The organism is Scytonema sp. UIC 10036 (genome assembly GCF_009725235.1).
In genome coordinates this window covers 41,728-61,368 of sequence record NZ_WJFC01000018.1, presented here as the reverse complement: position 1 = coordinate 61,368, position 19,641 = coordinate 41,728, and the positions used below count along the sequence as shown (strand labels likewise).

16 protein-coding genes are annotated in these 19,641 nt (G+C 41.1%); 9 read left to right on the top strand and 7 right to left on the bottom strand.

Annotated elements, in window-relative coordinates; all coding sequences use genetic code 11:
• Positions 1-33: 33 nt before the first annotated feature.
• On the top strand, positions 34-234 hold the full coding sequence (locus tag F7734_RS63335) for a DUF3368 domain-containing protein (RefSeq protein WP_243146812.1): 201 nt from the start codon (positions 34-36) through the stop codon (positions 232-234).
• A 160-nt stretch (positions 235-394) separates the two neighbouring features.
• Here the strand turns inward: F7734_RS63335 and F7734_RS11215 are convergent, their stop codons facing one another.
• Both F7734_RS11215 and F7734_RS11210 read right to left on the bottom strand, forming a co-directional pair.
• On the bottom strand, positions 395-730 hold the full coding sequence (locus tag F7734_RS11215; RefSeq protein WP_155744723.1) for a XisI protein: 336 nt from the start codon (positions 728-730) through the stop codon (positions 395-397).
• On the bottom strand, positions 718-888 hold the full coding sequence (locus F7734_RS11210; protein ID WP_347566168.1) for an element excision factor XisH family protein: 171 nt from the start codon (positions 886-888) through the stop codon (positions 718-720). The genes F7734_RS11215 and F7734_RS11210 overlap by 13 nt, the downstream gene beginning before the upstream one ends.
• Before the next feature lie 652 nt (positions 889-1,540).
• On the opposite strand from F7734_RS11210, the gene F7734_RS11205 reads away from it, so the two are divergent.
• The 4 genes from F7734_RS11205 to F7734_RS11190 all read left to right on the top strand — a co-directional run bounded on the left by F7734_RS11205 (position 1,541) and on the right by F7734_RS11190 (position 4,166).
• Positions 1,541-2,107 carry a hypothetical protein gene (locus F7734_RS11205; protein ID WP_155744722.1) on the top strand — a complete coding sequence of 189 codons (567 nt, stop codon included), beginning with the start codon at positions 1,541-1,543 and terminating at the stop codon, positions 2,105-2,107.
• A gap of 202 nt (positions 2,108-2,309) precedes the next feature.
• The gene (locus F7734_RS11200; protein WP_347566167.1) at positions 2,310-2,615 is read left to right on the top strand and encodes a YlcI/YnfO family protein; all 306 of its coding nucleotides are present in this window, start codon (positions 2,310-2,312) and stop codon (positions 2,613-2,615) included.
• On the top strand, positions 2,608-3,048 hold the full coding sequence (locus tag F7734_RS11195) for a type II toxin-antitoxin system VapC family toxin (protein WP_155744721.1): 441 nt from the start codon (positions 2,608-2,610) through the stop codon (positions 3,046-3,048). Before F7734_RS11200 ends, F7734_RS11195 begins: the two co-directional genes overlap by 8 nt.
• Before the next feature lie 314 nt (positions 3,049-3,362).
• A complete protein-coding gene (locus F7734_RS11190) occupies positions 3,363-4,166 on the top strand; it encodes a Uma2 family endonuclease (RefSeq protein WP_155744720.1) in 804 nt (267 codons plus the stop codon).
• 276 nt (positions 4,167-4,442) lie between these two features.
• On the opposite strand, the gene F7734_RS11185 is transcribed toward F7734_RS11190, so the two are convergent.
• The 3 genes from F7734_RS11185 to F7734_RS11175 all read right to left on the bottom strand — a co-directional run bounded on the left by F7734_RS11185 (position 4,443) and on the right by F7734_RS11175 (position 11,264).
• Positions 4,443-8,441, bottom strand: coding sequence for a DUF2157 domain-containing protein (locus tag F7734_RS11185; protein ID WP_155744719.1), 3,999 nt, complete (start codon positions 8,439-8,441; stop codon positions 4,443-4,445).
• Between the two features lie 213 nt (positions 8,442-8,654).
• Positions 8,655-9,179 (bottom strand): DUF937 domain-containing protein, encoded by a 525-nt coding sequence (locus F7734_RS11180; protein WP_155744718.1) that lies wholly within the window; start codon positions 9,177-9,179, stop codon positions 8,655-8,657.
• A gap of 387 nt (positions 9,180-9,566) precedes the next feature.
• Positions 9,567-11,264 (bottom strand): HAMP domain-containing sensor histidine kinase, encoded by a 1,698-nt coding sequence (locus F7734_RS11175; protein ID WP_155744717.1) that lies wholly within the window; start codon positions 11,262-11,264, stop codon positions 9,567-9,569.
• Positions 11,265-11,471: 207 nt separating this feature from the next.
• Here F7734_RS11175 and F7734_RS11170 point away from each other — a divergent pair, with 207 nt between their 5' ends.
• The 3 genes from F7734_RS11170 to F7734_RS11160 all read left to right on the top strand — a co-directional run bounded on the left by F7734_RS11170 (position 11,472) and on the right by F7734_RS11160 (position 15,904).
• Entirely contained in the window at positions 11,472-12,992 is a 1,521-nt protein-coding gene (locus F7734_RS11170) for a GTP-binding protein (RefSeq protein ID WP_155744716.1), read from the top strand.
• 63 nt (positions 12,993-13,055) lie between these two features.
• Positions 13,056-13,856, top strand: a complete 801-nt coding sequence (locus F7734_RS11165; RefSeq protein WP_347566166.1) for a DUF4058 family protein — start codon at positions 13,056-13,058, stop codon at positions 13,854-13,856.
• Positions 13,857-14,101: 245 nt separating this feature from the next.
• Complete coding sequence (locus F7734_RS11160) at positions 14,102-15,904, top strand: protein kinase (RefSeq protein WP_155744715.1); 1,803 nt, start codon at positions 14,102-14,104, stop codon at positions 15,902-15,904.
• A gap of 51 nt (positions 15,905-15,955) precedes the next feature.
• Here F7734_RS11160 and F7734_RS11155 read toward each other — a convergent pair whose 3' ends face one another.
• Positions 15,956-18,076, bottom strand: coding sequence for a serine/threonine-protein kinase (locus F7734_RS11155; RefSeq protein WP_155744743.1), 2,121 nt, complete (start codon positions 18,074-18,076; stop codon positions 15,956-15,958).
• A gap of 101 nt (positions 18,077-18,177) precedes the next feature.
• Between F7734_RS11155 and F7734_RS11150 the strand changes: the two genes are divergently transcribed.
• On the top strand, positions 18,178-18,897 hold the full coding sequence (locus F7734_RS11150) for a rhomboid family intramembrane serine protease (RefSeq protein WP_155744714.1): 720 nt from the start codon (positions 18,178-18,180) through the stop codon (positions 18,895-18,897).
• Positions 18,898-18,944: 47 nt separating this feature from the next.
• Here the strand turns inward: F7734_RS11150 and F7734_RS11145 are convergent, their stop codons facing one another.
• Complete coding sequence (locus tag F7734_RS11145) at positions 18,945-19,478, bottom strand: pentapeptide repeat-containing protein (protein ID WP_155744713.1); 534 nt, start codon at positions 19,476-19,478, stop codon at positions 18,945-18,947.
• Positions 19,479-19,641 lie beyond the last annotated feature (163 nt).

The following is a 19,641-nucleotide window of genomic DNA, read 5'->3' as shown; positions in this document are numbered from 1 at the left end:
TTAGCTCAGTCAACTCCAAATAGCACGGTACTTTTGGATGATGCTCAAGCACGACGGGTTGCAGAACGCTTGGGAATTCGCCGGATAGGTACTCTTGGCATTTTGCGTAAAGCGAAAAAAGCGGGTTTGATTGTTGAGATTAAAGTATACATTGAGCAGCTACGCACTAATGGAATTTATATCCGATCTAGCGTCGTTGATGCAGTGCTACGGGATGTCGGAGAAATAGACTAATTGCGGGTTCAGATAATTTAAGGGTAAAGAGAGGCGTGCTGTTTTTACGAAAATGGGCTTGCTCTGGTACGATGCATCGCTGGTTACACAGACGTGCAGAGCAACTTATACGCTTGAATGCGATCGCCCGTAACTCACTTGCAACACGGTTATAATCCTTTTAAGCAACGCCATAGCCTGTGTAGGGACGTTTGTAAGGAGGATGTAACCCAAGTACAATGTCTTCTTTGGCAATGCCCATTTCAAGCAATTCTTCACCAACATCAATGTCAGTCGCATTATGCTGAAGCCAAATTTTTCCATCTTTGATATCAAAGTGTAGTACGGTGTAGTAAACTCGCTCCAATCCTTTCCAACCGACTCGCATAAGTTGGTAATGATCCCGGATGGAGTCAAAAAATAATTCGTTTTCTACGTCTTTATTTTGAGATTTAGATTGACTGTGCTTTTCTAACAGTGTTTGAATGCAGGAGCGATAACGCTCTAACTTATCCATTGGACAATCTCCTCAGTAACTGGTTCGTAAACAATGAGTTTAAGTTGATGGCGCTCGATCGCCAACTGAGCAAAGCGACTTTGAAAGAAAGTTTTATAAGTTTCGAGTGGCACCGCCAAATAGAGTAGGCGATCGGGTTCATTAACTTCGGTTGGTATGTTTTAGATATTCGACGCTCTAAAATGATGACAGAGTTCTTGCAAGAACTCGAAGCCAATTTCAAATTAATTCCGTATGTGGGGAAAGAACATAACTATCTTCAGGCAATCTTACCTGATATTGAGCAAAGGGTATTGGAGCGATGCAGCCAACTTTTGGGGAATTGTTAAATAGTTGTAGCGGCTTGCAATTATAAATCACTCGGCTTGCAGAGAGATTACTGTCAGTGTGACGATAATATTGCCGTTTTCGCACGCTTGTGCTTCCAATTGCGTTTGGCAAAGTTATACTTCTATTTTTTAGCACGTAATTACGTTATTTTTTGGGAACTTTGTATGAAATTAAATCCATAAATTCTCAACTGTATTAATGCTATCCATTGATACAAAAACACCCCAGACATTTTACTTAACTTAACTATTTTGGCAAGCTTATAATTCCATTGTTGGTTTTCTGCAAGATTTTGATGACAATGCATCAAAAAAAGGATGTGACCGTGTTACCGAAGAATAAGCATTGCAGGCTTTTAAGCGGCAGGGTTATAGTTCCATTCATAGCAATATTATCGTCACACTGACAATTACCTACCGAACTAAAAACTGGGTTAAGACAAAAAGTTTTTAAATTTCAATGTGTAAGCCATGTATATACATGGCGAAACATCAACCTTTTTTAATTAGTATTGTCTTGAGAGGTTTGAAAATGGCAAGATTATATGAATATATAGGTCCTGATGATATCCGGCTTTCTGTTGCTGCTTATCCAGTTGGAATTCGCATTAAATCAGTAGATGCTTTAAAAAGCTGGATAAATCAAACTATGCAGAAGCCAAACACTTGGGGGCTGATTGCAGCCACTTTCGTAGTTGATTCTGAAGGCTATATTCGTGTTGCAGACCGCCACTCTGAGCATATAGCTTGTGCTGGTGGTAAATCTGTACTGTCAGCTGGAGAGATATTTTTTGCCTACAATAAACAGAATTTTGAAGTAGTTGAAATTACAAACCAATCAACAGGATATTGTCCAGAACCAGAATCATGGTCTCAAGTTGAAAAGGCACTTGAACAAATTCCACTTCCTCATCCTGGTAATTTTACCACTGAGTTTATTTTTCGTCGCTGTCCCGTATGCTGTCAATTAAACATAGTCAAAGATGATTTATTCTTATGTGCAGTCTGCAATACCAATCTTCCGAAAATATGGAATTGCGACTGTTAACCTAACGGAATGCAACTCAACCAAAGTGCATATTAAACCATCATCATTAGGTATTTTGTACTAAATACAACATTTGGTATAAAGAGCATTGAGGATATTAAAGTTGGCCATTGGGTGATTGCTGATGACTCTTGGATTGTTGGGCTTGAAATATCGTGAAATGAAGCGACTGTATCAAAGACATTGAAGAAATGGGTTGTTTGTGCATCATGGTGGCGCACACCAATATTTGGTGCTATTATATGGTGTTATTGAGTGGTATAACAAAATAGATTCACGAATAACAGTACGCTTTCCAGCAGAACTTTTAGATAATGCTAAGACTGTTAAAAACGATGCAGAATCGCTCAATGACTTAGTTGTTTTAGCACTAGAAAGAGAAGTGCGACGTCGTAAAGGATTAGCGGCTCACGAAAAGATTCTTGCTATCAGCAAACAAATTCCGCAACAGCCAGATGCCACTGAATTAATTCATCAGCTTAGGGAAGGCGAAGAGCGAGATGTCTAGAATCTTATGCTTAGATACGAGTGTATTCATTAAATATTTGGTCAGTGCAGAATACGAACCTTTAGCCATGGCTCTTGTTGTTGAGGCGATTGAAGGCAGTACAAGAATAGTTGTACCCTACTTTACATGGGCAGAAGTCGGTTCTGTATTGCGAAAAAAGGTTAGAGCTAAGCTAATTAACCCTGAACAAGCAAGTGAACTTTTTGCTGCATTTTGTGAATTGCCTATTGAGTATCTTGATAGCAAAATCCTTCGCCATCGAGCATGGAGATTAGCTGAACAATATCAAATGCTGACTTTATACGATGCAGCATTTTTAGCTTGTACTGAAATAGTCGGAGCTAACGGCGAGTATTGGACTGCTGACAAAAAGCTACTTAATCAACTTGGACAAGCAAAACCTTCCTATGTTAATGAAGTGCCACAAAGCTAATACCATCTCAAAGATATACTGTAAACGCTTAAGAACTGTTTTTTTTCAGAATAGGTTCACAGCATTTGTAGGGGCGCATTGCCTTGCGCCCCTACGACTGTTGATAATTGTTGGAAAGTCTAGTTCTAAACCGTTTTCGGTATATAAAGCGCTCGCTTTGGAAATAGTAAGGGCATTGGTTAAACTCTAATTCCACAAGCTTTTTTATATTATGATACGAGAAGCTAAACTGAAAACATAAATTGGCTAGTGGGCTGTGTTCCCAGTTCAGCTAAGCCAAACATTCCACTCGCGTAACCATACTAGAAAAGGCTATGTCCCCAGATACCACAACTAAACCGGAGACAAAATGGCCCCAGGTTGAGCCATATGAAGTGCCAACACCACCGACAAATTTGATATTTGATGATGGAGAACCATTGGAAAGTAACCGCCACAGGATTGCTATAAATGTTTTGATTGAATCAGCGCAGGCGGCTCTCGCATCCCGCGAGAATTTTTTTGTAGGTGGCAATATGTTCGTCTACTACAGCAGCTTGCAGGTATTGAATCGCGATTTTCGAGGACCGGATGTTTTCGTGGTGCTGGATGTAGATGGGAAGCGCGATCGCCAAGGTTGGGTAGTATGGGAGGAAGAGGGGCGCTATCCCGATGTGATTATTGAGTTGCTCTCACCTAGCACAGCACACGTAGACCGTGAGGAAAAGAAGCACTTGTATGAGCGTACATTCCACACAGCAAACTACTTCATCTTCGATCCGTTTGACTCCCAATCCCTAAAAGGTTGGCAATTAGACAACAAGCAGCGTTATCAACCACTAGAGACTAATGAGTCAGGTTGGCTGTGGTGCGAAACTTTACAGCTATGGTTGGGGACATGGGAAGGGCAGATCCGTCGCGAACCCGCGCAAGGTACGTGTCACTGGTTGCGGTTGTTTGACCAACAAAAGAACTTAATCTTGCTACCAGAAGAAATAGCGGAGCAAGAGCAGCAACGAGCCGAGCAAGAGCGACAACGAGCCGAGCAAGAGCAGCAACGAGCCGAGCAAGAGCAGCAACGAGCCGAACGCCTAGCAGCACGATTGCGGGAGTTAGGAGAAGATCCAGATGCCATCTAGATTTTCCCTGTAAAACATATATTGATATAGAGTTAACAATGTGAACGATCGCCAAAAGTCTTTAGAGGTGGACAGTAGCAACCTAGCCCTGTTAAGGTGGCTCAGAAAATTTTGATTCAGGTGACAATTCCTCATCTTCGCTCTCTGCGCTCTCTGCGCCTCTGCGGTTAAATAAATGACTTTTGAACCGCAGAGTACGCAGAGAGCACAGAGGTAAGAGGAGAGAGAGCAATTGATTTCTTGAAGTTTTTATTCACCTTGACCCACACAGTGATATCATTCCCATGCTTGTAATTGCTCGCTAGCATTGCGAAGTAAAGAATTTAGTTGTTCGCGACGAGTTTCAAAATTAGCAGCAATGGTTAGGAGTGCAATTCCAACAAGCAAGCCAACAACCCATTTGAAGAATGAATATTGCAAACTCAACAGCACGAGTTGATAGAAGCTTGTGATAAAAAAGGCAGTCACTCCAACATAAAGAAAAGCTCTAACGCGCAATGCCAATCCTGCAAAGATAGCAATGAGACTGAAAATTCCAGGTATGAATGGCGCATTCCGCTCAAAAACAACTGCCCAACCACAAATGATACCGCAACCCAGAAGCCTCAGAAAATGACGGGAAGATTTCTTGCTTGGTAATTTTAAACTGGGGTCAAATTGAGCTATGTACAGCAGTGATAAACCAATAGGTGTAACATACCACAAAGCACCAGTGAAATTCAGGGCTAAAAACCAACGGAACAATGCCCAATTTCCTAAAACTAAACTGATGTATGTCAAGCGGAACTTATTACCCGTTTTGGCAACAATGGCATAAAAACTTGCAGCAACGATTAAACTTATCGGGAAAACTTCTACTCTAGTTTGCCATAAAAATATCAGTGGTAGGAAGTATGCCGATCTACGCCAAGGAGTTTGCTCCCACCCCCAAGTTTCCCAAGGCAAAATGTATATAAAGTAAGCAATGACGGATGCGATCGCACCTTGCCATGGCAGCAACTGTTTCTCTAGCAATTCTATTATTGGAGTTTCTGGTAAAAAAGCCCTCAGACAAGCAATTTGGACTAAACCGAGATAAACCCAGATGGAGGATAAAGGGATTGCTTTTCTGTCAGTACTTTCCGACTGAGTTCTACCTTGAAAAATGGCATAACGGATTAAAAATAACCCCGTTCCCAAACCGAGAGTCTTGGCTTCTACAGTGCTAAAGCAAGCAGCAACTAACAAACTACTGCTAACAAACCAGTGAATGTGAGCCACAACATCGAGTTCTTGACTTGTTAAACGCAAGTAATTCAACAGCCAAGGTGAAAGAACGCGATAGGTGTACATAATACCAGTCCCCAGAACAGACATGGCAATGAAACCATCCCCATAGGCTCCGGACGATGCTTGTAAGAGTTGGTATAACAAAAGTTCGTATGCTGAAACCGAAACTCCAATAAGCCCCAAGTAAACCAATGGTTTGTATTTTTGGTGGCGTCTCCCCACACCAATAGCAATCAAAGCCACAGCAAAGGATGATAAACCAGTCCAGTTAGTCAAGGTTTGCGATCGCAGCAGCACACCAAAAATCCCATAGACTAAAGGCAAAATATGCCAACGGTTTGGTAGTTTTGCAACTTGGTGTCGCCTTTGCCAAAACTCCCCTAAAAGTTGAGTCATCAAACCCAAGGCAACATTGGCGATTGCAATCTGGATAAGAGAATGTTCGCCAAAACCAAGTAACTCGGCAATGAATAATTCCAAACACCAACCAATGCCATAAAATCCCCAATCATTAGGTTGCCGCCAAGTGCGATATACAATTGCTGATAACGCGATCGCACTGGAAATTAAATACAAAAATCCTGGCTCAACGAGGTTTTGGTAGACTAACAGGGAGTGAGTACTCAATAACAATAACTCAGCACTGCACAGCACAATCGCCCACCCATCAAATGCGAGCGCGTAAATTTGTGGCAAGGTTGAAGCAGCCACGGAGGCTTCTTCATTCTCTGTATTTCTCTGATTTTCTGTATCTTTATTACTAAACAAACTCCGCAATATCCACAGGATAGTAAGAATCGCTGCCCCTACCAAGAACCCACCTTGAGATGATAGTCTTGGAAAACCAGGTACACCTTCCCATAAGAAGGCTGCGATCGCACTCAACCCATACCCTACAGTCATTACCGCCCATGGGACTTGTCGCAAATAATAGGTATTGACAAACATCAAACCAGTGGCAACAGCCAAACCAATTAACCGACCCCCAGCTATAGGCAAAGTGAGTAACTGAACAAGCCCTAAAGCACCAATACTCAACCAAATATTAGAAGTGGAACGCCATGCAACCCGGATGTTCGTTTTATACCCCCAACTTGCAAGGCTTGTCAATGTCATTGGAGTCGCCAGCCAAATAAGACTCCACTTTTCACTGCCATTACCAGAACCAATCCAGGCTAGATTTGCATTTCCCCAAAATAGAATGTAGCTGAGCACTGCTAACCCAATACCCATGTGCCAAGCACTGCGCCGCCAAATGTTATCCCCCGGACTCAATAACCACTCTGCGATCGCAATAACTAACAAAAGACTTGCCCAGACTTCCTGAGTTAAACCGGGCAATATGCGATCGACTATCGAGCAAATCGTCAGTACAAGAGCCACCTGAGTCATGTACACCAAATAATCTCTTGTACGAGGATGTCTTTGACTAACTTTCCATAAAGTTATTGTGGATAAAACTAAATTGACAGAACGCAATGTAGGATTTGCCAAACTAACCACAGTCAGTAGAATCCCAAATAGCAATGCTAGCAGTTCCGCAAAATGAGCCAATTTCACCTTTTTGGCACGGTAAAATCTACGTGCCAATAGCAACATAACAATGACATAGGGAAATAACGCAACACTCAATAATTCCCAAGGAGCATTCCGGGAACCTACCAGTTGAGTTGCCAGAGTCACAAGACTTTGCTGGAAATTTTCAGGTACTAACCGCCAACCCAACCAAATCGTCTCCAGTCCAATAACGAAAATGGCTGCCACATCTGCTCTGACACCACCACGTTGCAAGCGACGGTTGAAAAACCACAAACCCAAGAAACTCACTGCTGTTGCTTGCCAAGGAAATGGTGAACCCACCGATACCAACCATCCCAGTAATAATAAGATACCGCCAACGGGTTCCAAGAGAGATGAGGGGTGCAGGGGTGCGGGGGTGCGGGGGGGATGTAACCAAGTCACTAACCAACCACAAATGCCTAGCGCTAATCCGAGTTGCTGAATATCGACTTTGGCAATGAAGAGTGCCCTTCCCAAGAGTACGATTAAGGCATAAATAATGATGGATGTATATAAATTGATACTTGCTTCTTTCTTTGGGGAAGGAGAAAGAACATCACTTTCTGATTTAACAGGAGGCGAAGTTGTTTCAGGGCTATCATCATAGAAGCGACTCCCTTGGCTTGGGGAGTTTTTCTGGTAATGAGCGCGATAAATACTCGCGATCGCTGTTCCTATAGTGGCAAAATATACGGCTACAATAGGAAACCCCAATAATTGCCAACCCCAGTGCAAGTACGACAGCCCTAAGATATTAAATAAAATTGCTTTTGAAATTTTCTTATTAGTTTCAAATACCCGATTGTGACTGGATAAGACGGTGACAGCTGTCAAGACAGTCGAGGCTATAGCAATGACAATCCAGTTCAGGGGATTTTGCCATAGTTGAAAACTATCCATTGCCCAGAAGTTTACTGGTACCAACAAAAGAGTCACAATCAGCAAAGCGCGAGTCGTCAAGCTTAAATTAGATTGTTTGCCAGTCCAAAAGCTAACTCCCCAAAAACTTAAAGTGTAAGCAAGCAAAACCCCATATTGCCCAGAGGAAGGAAACTTATCCCATTGGCTAGCAGCAAGTACCCCAGAGGACAATACAACTAAGAACATCCCTAAAAACAGCAGCCAACGGACGCTCAATTCTTCTCCCAGTGACTGTAACATTTGGGCAAGAATATTGGGTTTTTGAGGGAGTGGTTGTTTAGCTTCAGGTAGAGACGCTACACGTAACTTTCCTACATTATTATGGGCGACTGGTGGTTGTAGTTTCGGTAATGCCTGAGGTTGCGATACCACACGACAGACTAAGTGTTCCTGACAAATCTGCCGAACTTGAGCATCTGATATCAAACCTAAGTCCAGCCATATATCAAGCCCTTGCAGTAAATCGGGATGAGTAGATGGCAGTCGAAGTTCTATTTTAAGCGGAGGATCGAGGTTTGGTGACATAAGCAGCACGCTAGTGGCGCGACACTTACATCATCTTTTTGATTTAGGTAAATGCGCCACTATTTTGTGCCAGTTAATTCACTGAATGATGTAAATTTTTGCGATCGGCTGTCTATCGTCACTCTTTGCTCTGCGTTCTCCGTGCCTCTGCGGTTCAAAAGTTATTTATTGAACCACAGAGGCGCAGAGAACACACCAGAGAAGAGCAGAGGTTTACCTTCCTAGATATCGACTCGCCATTTGCATAGCGTCCATGATATCAACATCACCATCTCTGTCAGAATCAAGGAAAGAATTTAATACAGAATTCCCTCCAGCTTGGGGATTTTGAGCATTTGATCCCGATTTCAATAGATTTAGCACTAAAGGAACCAAAATTGGTAATAGTTGTTGAACCATACCAGCGTTTAAACCCGTGCGCTGAGAAACAGCATCTGCCACTTGCTGCTGTACAAAAGGAGGAAATAAAGAATCGACGGCTTGGGCGTTAGGGGAAGTACCACCGTATTCGTTCACAACATCTTGTGCTGCTTCATTGCCTTCTGTGTTTTGCTTTTCTTGTAACGCAGAACGCACGTAGTTCCCTACAATACCCAAAGCTGACTGCATTGTTGAGGAGTCTGTACCAGTACTGCCACTTATTTGCTGTACTGTGTTAATAATATTACCCAATTGACTGGTGTTACCTTGCTGATTGGGATTGTCAATTGCATTGATAATCTGGTCAAAAAGCCCCATAGGATCGTTTCTCCCTTGTTATGTGACCATCCAAAGAAAATTGTGACATGCAAGTTGTCTTTCACATCCATAGGCATTCTAAAGGAATTGTGAATATACGGTTGTCACTTGTCATTGGTCATTGGTCATTGGTCATTGGTATAATGGTATATTATGCACCTTTCTGTAACTCTGACTTGTAAGTGATTTTGCCACCATGTTTTTCCACTACAATCTGATGGGTAATGGCTAAACCTAACCTATAACCTGCGATCGCGAAAACATCCCCATAGTTGCGAACGACATTAAAATATTAATTATTTTTTAGCCTCACGCAAAGACGCAAAGACGCCAAGGTTTTTCTGTGCCTTTGCGCCTTTGCGCCTTTGCGAGCGATTTTCATAATAGTTATTTAGAATTCATTGGGAGAAAGACTGTAAACTCAGTTCCTTTATCTAACTCCGACTTACAAGTAATTTTGCCACCATGTTTTTCCACTACAATCTGATAAGTAATAGCTAAACCCAAACCTGTGCCAATACCTCTGGGTTTGGTAGTAAAAAATGTTTCAAAGATTTTGCTCTGATTTTCTAGCGAAATACCCGAACCATTATCTCCAATTCGCACAAAAACTAAATTTAAATCGCCCAATTCAGTCGTAATCGTAATTTCAGGCAAAAAATGAGGATTGTCTTTAGTTTTTTCCTCCAAAGCATCAATGGCATTAGATAATAAATTCATAAACACCTGATATAGCAACCCAGGATAACCTGGAATATGCGGAACATCTCCATAGTTACGCACAATATTAATGCCTTTTTTTAAGCGGTTTTGCAAAATTACGAGCGTGCTGTTCAAACAAACGTGTATATCTACAAATTGAATTTCTCCCTCATCTAATCGGGAAAAATCTTTTAAACTTATAGCGATTTCACGGGTTCTATCGGCACCAAATTCTATAGAACTCAATAGTTTTTGCAAATCGACTTCTAAAAATTCTAAATCTATCTCCTCCGCTAGTAATTGGACGGAAATTGGAGGGTTTGGTATTTCAGTTTTGTAAGTTTTTAACAGGGTAAGAATATCATCAGTATAGTTTTTTGCATGAACAAGATTACCAGAAATAAAATTAACAGGATTGATAATTTCATGAGCTACTCCTGCTAGCATCTTTCCCAAACTAATCATTTTTTCACTTTGAATGAGTCGAGCTTGAGTTTCTGCTTGTTGTTCATCCAAAAGTTTCTTGACTTGTTGAATTAGCTGGTTGAGAGAAATTGCTAATTCCCCTACTTCATCTTTTGTAATGACAGGTACTTGTAAATCAAAATTTGCTTCTTTGGTGACTTGTTTGGCAACTGCTGTCACTGCTTTTATGGGGTGAGCAATAGTACGACTTGTGTAGAGAGCCAAAACTGTAGCAAGTGCTGTAGAGAAGAGTATACTTCCAATGATAATTTGAGCTTGCAGTGTCGCTGCCTGATTTTGTGCGACATCAGCTTGTTCTTGATGCTCCTGAACTAATATAGTGAATTTTGTTAATTCATGAATAAATTCATTAAATCGAATGGCAGCAGGATTTTGATAAAATTGCCAAATGAGCGATCGCGCTTCCGACTCTTCTTGCAATTTTCCATTAGACACCAGTTGTTGAAGCAAAAGTTTAAACTGTTGAAAATATTCTGTGACTGTCATCTCGTGCTTTTCTAGAAAAGCGTGTAAATCCTTCTGAGAATTCGTTTGACTAAATTCTTGCAAGCGCTCGAGCAACTTTTCTGTTTCCGTTACATGAATCAATAACTTAGAGTTTTCTGCTTGCAAAATCTGGGGTTGTTTCAAAAGAGGTACAATTTCTTGCTGATGGCTTTGGATTTCTAAGAAAGCACCTTGCAGTTCACTTAACAATCCTCCTTCTTCATCTGCCATTATCATTTGATATCTAGCTTTTTGATAGTAGCGATTGCCAATTTCTAATCCTGCTATTGTCCCCAAAATAGCAATTCCCAGAGCTACAGCATATCCCACGACAATTTTTTGTCGAATACTGAGTCGGTGGAATGCTCGTTTCGCTAAGTTAGAATGGCTTGCTTGAGGTGTTGAAGTCATGCTGCACTCGATATTAATCTTTTTTAGCAATTAGTAGAGCAATAAAAACGAGGAACCACTCCGGAAGAATGATACGCTAAATTTTATACAAAATACCTGACTAGTTTAGCAAATTGTCATTCTAATATGCTGGGAAAAAATACGGAAATCATGCTCAAACCATTAAGATCGAAGCATGAAAATACTTATTAATAGCCCTTTTGCCTTATGCCTCTATCCCGTACAATCGCCTTGATTATTGGTATTATTATCATCCTCGGACTCAGCCTGTGGTTGATTAATTCTCTGATTCAGCTTTATTGGCAATTATCTTGGAGTTCTCCTTTGCTGGGTAACTTACTGTTGATATTAGTCGTTATCTGTATAGCAGCGTTAATCGCTGGATTTGTTTACTATATATTAGTGATTCAGACAGGAGAACAGCGCCAACGCCGCAAGCGCAGGCAGCAAGCAAATATCCAAGTTCCAGACGCCACACCCGAAGCCGCTTCTTCCACTTTACAAGCTGTGCGACAGCAGTTGGAGCAAGTTCAAGATGAAGTCACCCGCCAAGCTTTACTGAGCAAATCGCGAGAACTTGAAACAAATTTAGCCCGTGGTGAAATTCAAGTTGTGGTGTTTGGTACGGGGAGTGCTGGGAAAACCTCTTTAGTGAATGCAATTTTGGGACGCGTGGTTGGTAAGGTTGATGCTCCCATGGGAACCACTCAAGTTGGAGAAACTTACTGTTTGAGGCTAAAGGGATTAGAACGCAAAATTTTAATTACGGATACACCAGGGATTTTAGAAGCAGGGGTGGCGGGAACGGAAAGGGAACAGGTTGCACGAGAACTGGCAACAGAAGCAAATTTACTGTTATTTGTCGTAGATAATGATATTCGGCAGTCCGAATACGAACCGTTGCGTGCTCTGGCAGAAATTGGCAAGCGATCGCTTGTTGTCTTAAATAAAATAGACTTATATACAGATGAGGATAAAGAAGTTATTTTGGCACGTTTGCGGGAACGAGTGCGCGGATTTATTGCACCAAGTGATGTTGTGGCAATTTCTGCCAATCCTCAAGTGGTAGAGTTAGAAGAAGGCGGTATCTTTCAACCAGAACCCGAAATTCTACCATTACTTAAACGGATGGCAGCAATTTTGAGGGCAGAGGGTGAAGATTTGGTGGCTGATAATATCCTCCTGCAATCCCTACGCTTGGGTGAAGAAGCACGAAAAGTTATAGATGCCCAACGTCGCCGACAAGCTACTAAAATAGTGGAGCGATTTCAATGGATTGTTGCTGGTGTGGTTTCCGCGACACCTATACCAGTGGTTGATTTGCTGGCAACAGCTGCTGTTAATGCCCAAATGGTGGTAGAAATTGGGAGAGTTTACGGTTGTGATTTAAATTTGGAGCGAGGAAAGGAATTAGCTCTGTCTTTGGGGAAAACTCTTGCGAGTTTGGGAATAGTTAAAGGAGCGCTGCAGCTACTTTCTGTGGCATTACAGACAAATATTGGTACTTTTATTCTTGGTAGAGCCATTCAAGGCGTGACGGCGGCTTATCTGACGCGGATTGCAGGGAAAAGTTTTATTGAGTATTTTCGCAATGACCAAGATTGGGGTGATGGAGGTATAACTGAGGTTGTACAGCGTCAGTTCCAACTCAATCGTCGGGATGAATTTATGAAGTCGTTCATTCAAGAAGCGATCGCACGAGTTGTTAAACCAATGGCTAATGGCTAATTGCTAATTGCTAATGGCTAATGGCTAATTGCTAATGGCTAATGGAAGAATGACAAATGACAAATGACAGGAGTAATGATTATGCCTTCTCCATTTCCTGGAATGGACCCCTATTTAGAGCATCCTAGTTCTTGGCCCAACGTTCATCATCGACTGATTACTGCGATCGCTGATTCAATATCTCCTCAACTATTACCCAAATACCAAGTTCTGATTGAAGAGCGAATTTATCAAACTATTGGGGAAGATTCGCTCCTCGTTGGTATCCCTGATGCAGTTGTCAAGCCAACTCAGGCAACACCTATTGGTGTGAAGACGAATGTTGCTGTTTCTTTACCAACTCAACCACTAACAGTTATATTACCGTTGTCAGAGAAAGTGAGGCAAGGGCATTTAGAAATCCGAGATATAGCAACAAGTGAAGTGGTGACAGCGGTTGAAGTGCTCTCTCCAGCTAATAAACGATCGGGAGAAGGAAGAAGACAATACGAAACTAAGCGTCAAACTATATTAGAGAGTACGACTCATTTAGTGGAAATTGATTTGCTGCGGCATTGGGAACCTATGCTCGCTTTGGGTAATAATATTCAGACTCATTATCGAATTCTTGTCAGTCAAAGTTCTCGCCGTCCTATAGCCGATCTCTATGCCTTTAATTTGCCAAACCCCATTCCTAGTTTTAAATTGCCTTTACGTAGTGAGGATACAGAACCCTTAATTAATTTACAAGACTTATTGAATGGAGTCTACGATCGCTCGGGCTATGGTTTTGTGATTGATTACAGCCGCGAACCCGTACCGCCTTTAGCGGAGGTAGATGAAGCTTGGATTGATACATGGTTGCGGGAAAAAAAACTAAGGTAACTGATAAAACACGCTATTATTCTTTTTATACTCTAAATTTTTGTTATTATCCTTCAGTATCAGCTATATTCATTTCAATAATAGTAATACATAACACTATATTTTAGGATGATATCCGTAAAAATAGCTAATAGGTGTGTTATTGTTAAATTAGGGCTTTACTTTGTTCATTTATTTACACGGCATTCCGGAAACAGGGGGCAAAAATAGAAAACCTATATAAGCAGTGACTCAGTAGCTAGCTAATGACAAACTATATGATAGGCAAGGTACTACAAGGACGTTACCAAGTTGTCCAGAGCTTGGGGGCTGGGGTATTTGGTGAAACATACGTTGCTGTAGATATCGAAAATCCAGAGAACCCCAAATGCGTCGTTAAACAACTAAAAGTTACTAGCGCACAACCTAGTTACTTACAAATTCTTAGATTGCGGTTTCTAACAGAAACTGAAACACTAAAACATCTCGGACATCACAAGCAAATTCCCGAACTCCTAAGCTGTTTTGAGGAGAACGAACGGTTTTATTTAGTACAGGAGTTTATTGAAGGTCACTCAGTAACAGCAGAATTGCCGGTTAATCCAGAATTGGGTTATCTGTGGAATGAAAGCGAAGTTGCTGAATTTTTACAAGAAGTTTTGAGGATTTTGGATTTTGTTCACTCTCAAGGTGTCATTCACTGTGATGTCAAGCCAGAGAATTTAATCAGACGTGCTTGTGATGGTAAGCTGGTCTTGATTGATTTTGGATCGATTCAGCCGATTGATTTTGGGTCAGAGACAGTACTGCCCATATATAGAATACCTGTCACTTCGTTGGGCTACATTCCACCGGAGCAGTTCATCGGTCAGACGCAGCCTAATAGTGACATCTATGCTTTGGGTATGATTGCTGTACAGGCTTTGACAGGACAAACACCACTGCAATTAAAGATCGATCCCAGTACTCAAGAGATTGTTTGGCGTTCTAGCACTACCCCTGTGAGTGATTATCTGGCTGCAGTTATCAGCCAAATGATTCGCCACAACCACAAAAACCGCTATCAATCAGCCAGTGAAGTCTTGCGATCGCTGACTCAAATGCCAATTGACACTTGGGACTCGCAGACAGTTGTAGATGTAAAGTATAGAGTTTCAGATGCGGATGGCGATAGTCAACCAAGAGTCAGTACTAACAGCAGCTATTCTTCAGCGAAATCGTCTCCACTTTTAACGGGAATGAAGGTGGGGTTAGCAGCTAATTCTTTGGTTATGGGTTTTGGTGTTTATTCGATTATTTACAACACTCCCGCCTACTCAGAAACCGAAACTTTATACAAAGCAACCGAGGAATTTCAGTCGGGTGACTTGCAAGAAGCCATCGCTTTAGCTAAATCCATTCCCTCAAATAGTAATGTTTATCCTGAGGCACAAAGTAGTATTGATGAATGGGAAAAAGAATGGCAAACGGCTGACGCACAGTACAAAATAGCTGAAAAAGCCTTTCATGAAGCTCGCTGGGGTGATGTTCGTCGCGCCGCCTCTAAAATTCCTGATAATTTGTATTGGCAATCAAAAACTGACAAATTAGTCGAGCAAGCACAAGAACGCATTGAAGAACAAACAAAAGATTTACTATCTAAAGCTTATGAAAAGGCGAAATTAAAAGACTTTAGTACGGCGCTAAACTATCTCCGCCAAATTCCTAAAGAAACTTCTGAAGGAGCACTCGTTCAACAGAAGTTAGCTGAGTACAATCACAAGAAAGAAGTTAGAGCTTCTTATTTGTTACAAAAAGCTTATAACAAAGCTTCAGAACAGGATTTTGAAGGGGCTGTTCAATTTCTCCAACAGGTTCCTAAAGATACGCCGATCTATGCGACAGCTCAAGTTAAATTACTTGAGTATACACAAAAGCAACGCGCACAAGCTGAAGGTCAAAAGGTAGCTTCCTCAAAGTTAACGAACACTTCTTTAGATATGGTTCAGCCATTTATAAATAGTAGTTCCACAACAAGTTTACAAAATTTGGACCTGAGCAATGAGTTGCATGAAGTGAATATAAGATAGTCAATGGTCAAAAAAACTTTAGACTCTGTAGAGAGGACTAATGGCACATCTCTACTGTGGAGGTGGGCTGTTGGGCGTCTCTACAGTGTTTTGAATTGGTAATAATAACTGTTCGCGTGCTTGCTCGCGAGCATTGATTGCTGGCTGATAATCCGGCTTAAGTTTAAGGGCTTTGTTGTATGCTGAAATAGCATCTTGATAGAGTTTCAAGTTCAACAAAGCATTACCTTTGCTATACCAAGGTTCGTAATGGTTCGGTTCTTGAGTGATAGCTCGATTGTAAGACGCGATCGCATCTTGATATTTTTTCAATTTATACAATGAATTACCCCGCCCGTACCAAGCTTGATAGTTTCCGCGTCTGAATTGAACAGCTTTATCATAAGATATTACTGCTTCTTCATAACGTTGCATTTGATGAAAAGACCAAGCCCGCCCATACCAGGCTTGATAGTTACTGGGATTATATTTAATGACTTCCTCAAAAGAGTCTACAGCTTCTTGATAGCGTTGCAAACTGTTGAGTAAATTTCCTTTAGACAGCCAAGCCAAGTAGTCATTTGGTTTATATTGTACTGCTTTATCATAGGATGCGATCGCATCTTGATAGCGTCGTAAATTTGCCAAAACATTACCGCGACTGTACCAAGCGCGATCGTAAGCAGGTTTGAGTTCCGTGACATTATCATACGCCACAAGCGCCTCATCATAGCGTCTCAAATTATTGAGAACTAGCGCCTTATTATACCAAGCTTCATAATAGTCTTGCCTTAATTCAATAGCTTTATTATAAGAATCAATGGCTTGGTCATATTGTTTAATTTTTGTTAAAACCTCTCCTTTTTTATTCCAAATTTCCGGCTGATTCTTATCTAATAACAAAACTTTATCCAAAGAAGAAACAGATTCTTGATATCTTGTCAACTGACTCAAAGTAAAGCCACGACCGCGCCATGCTTCCAAATAATCTGGTTTCAGTTGAATAGCTTTATCGTAAGCAGCAAGTGCTTCCTGATATTCTTTTAACTCATATAATGTTTTTCCTTGACCATTCCATGCTTTAGCATAATCCGGTCTGAGTTCTAATGATCTGTCATAGGTTAAGAGAGCATCCTTGTAGCGTTGAAGATCGTAAAGTGTATTTGCTTGTTGATACAATTCTATAGCATTTGTAGAATTAATTGCATTAACCACATAAATAGAGCCTGCTGTGCCTGTGCCTATTAAAGTTACGGCTGCTAAAATTTTTAGGACTAAATTTTTTCGAGGTTTGCCACTCGTTTTTATCGGACTTTTTGCATTTTGTTGATTTCTTGAAGGTAAGCTCAATGCTATAGTTTGCGACTGAGATTTTTTTAACTCTTTCAGTGCTTGCAAAGCCACAGACGCTGAAGAATAGCGCTCTCGAAAATCATAGCGCACCATTTTATCTAAAACTTTTGCCAAATCTTCACTGACTGAGACGCATTCGCGCCATATAATTTCACAAGTGTCAGCGTCTTTATCCAATTCCTCAGGAGACAATCCAGTCAATGCTTGAATACCCAAGATTCCTACAGCATAGATATCGCTGCTAAATTTTGGGTTTCCCTGCGCTTGTTCGCTAGGAATATAGCCAGGAGTTCCAATAGCAACAGTAAATTTTGTGTGGTTATTGGGGCTAACCACTTGAGTAGCAATTTGTTTAACAGCACCAAAATCGATGAGGATTAATTTTCCATCAGAACGGCGTCTGAGGATGTTATAAGGATTGACATCGCGATGAATGACCTTTTGTTGGTGAACAAAGTCTAAAATTGTCAAAATTTCTTCTAAAATGGCAATGACTTGGTCTTGAGAGAGAGGTTTTTCGGGTACAATTTCATGGCTGAGATCCGTCCCTTCAATCAACTCTTGTACGAGATAGAACTCCTCATTCTCCTCAAAGTAAGCTAAAAGTTGGGGAATGCTGTCATGAGTCCCCAATCGAAACAACACTTGAGCTTCCGTATCAAATAAACGTCTCGCTGTTTCTAAAGTAACAGGGTCATTGGCTTGAGGTTTAAGTTTTTTAACAACACATTGCGGAGAACCGGGTAAATGGGTATCACTAGCGATAAAAGTTTCGCCAAATCCACCTCCTCCCAAGTGACTGATAATTTGGTATCTTCCAACCAGTGTGTTTCCTAACATTCGTTTTACCCAGCCTAATCCTGACGATTCTGATTCCAATATTGCCACAGCTAACCACCAAGCACTAACCACTAACTACGAACTACTAACCCAAAATCAGCATGATTCCTATTGGTGATAACGTTTTCTTTTTCGCACGCCGAAAGCCAGTCATTGTTTATCTGCTGATTGGCATTCATCTTGCTTTGTTTTTCTGGGAACTGAAACTAGAGTTAAGCGGTGAGTTGGGCACTTTTGTCAATACTTGGGGTATAGTACCCGCACAGATAAGTGGTGCGATCGCAGCAGGGCTATCTGGCAACCCAGCCGCTTGGATAGTTTTCCTGATGCGTGCGACTGCTTTGCTAACCGGAATGTTCCTGCACGGTAGTTTTAGTCAAATTTTAGGAAATTTAATATTTCTTTGGGTTTTTGGTAGAACCATTGAAAGTATTCTGGGATATGGAAGGTTCTTGCTACTTTACTTAGTGTCTGGTTTTTTAACTGGACTTTTACAAGTGTTAGTTGAACCTAGTTTAACAATACCATTGATTGGCGCAAATGGCGCTATTGCAGCTATTTTAGGAGCTTATGCTCTGAAATTTCCCCAAGGTAAAATTGACACTATTTTACCTTTATTGATAATTTTTATTCCCATACAACTACCAGCCTTTTTCTACCTATTTTGGTGGTTTGTGCAGCAATTATCGTATAGCATTGGCAGCTTAAATATTCCTGGTGGTGTCAATCCCTTAAGCATTGGTTACTGGGCACATGGTGCGGGAATAGTTATCGGTGCAGTTTTTATGAAGTTATTACCGCATAAACGTAACGGTTCGTAGTAGCGCTGTCTTCGCCGTCGAAGACAGCGCTACTACGAACTTATTCATCATGTTTGTTCTGAATCTAAAAGCGTTCCTTCTAAATTAGCTCTTTCCAAATTAGCTCCATTCAAATTAGCATCTTGAAGTTCCGCTTGACTTAAATTAGCATCTGTTAAGTCAGCAACAACTAGATCTGCTCCACTCAAATTTGCTTGCTCCAAATTTGCAGCCGTTAAATTCGCTTCATGTAAATCAGCCTCATTGAGAGTTGCAGTTATTAGGTTAGCAACGGTCAAGTCAGACTGAGTTAAGTTAGCATTATCGAGTATTGCTCCGTCTAGAATTGCCCCATCTAAGATGGCTCCGGTTAAATCGGCTCCACTCAAATTTGCTTGGGCTAAATTCGCTCCATTGAGATCTGCATTTGTCAGACTGGCTTGGCTGAGATTTGCCCCATTGAGATTGGCTCCATCTAGTAAAGCCCGATCTAAAATAACTTCACTGAGATTGGCTCCTTCAAGATTTGCCTCGCTCAGTTCGGCTTCTGTAAAATCTCTAACACCTGCTGCATATTGTGAGAGGAGTTCTGTTGCTTTCATGACTGTTACCTAACTCAAATGGCTCACAACTAATAATGATTTTCTAAAAGACTTTTACTATAAGTCTTTTTCATTAAAATGATACATTATCTTGAAAATACACCCGCAATTGTTCTAAAATACCAAAATTAGATTCTAAAATATTTCTATCTAAAGTCTGAAA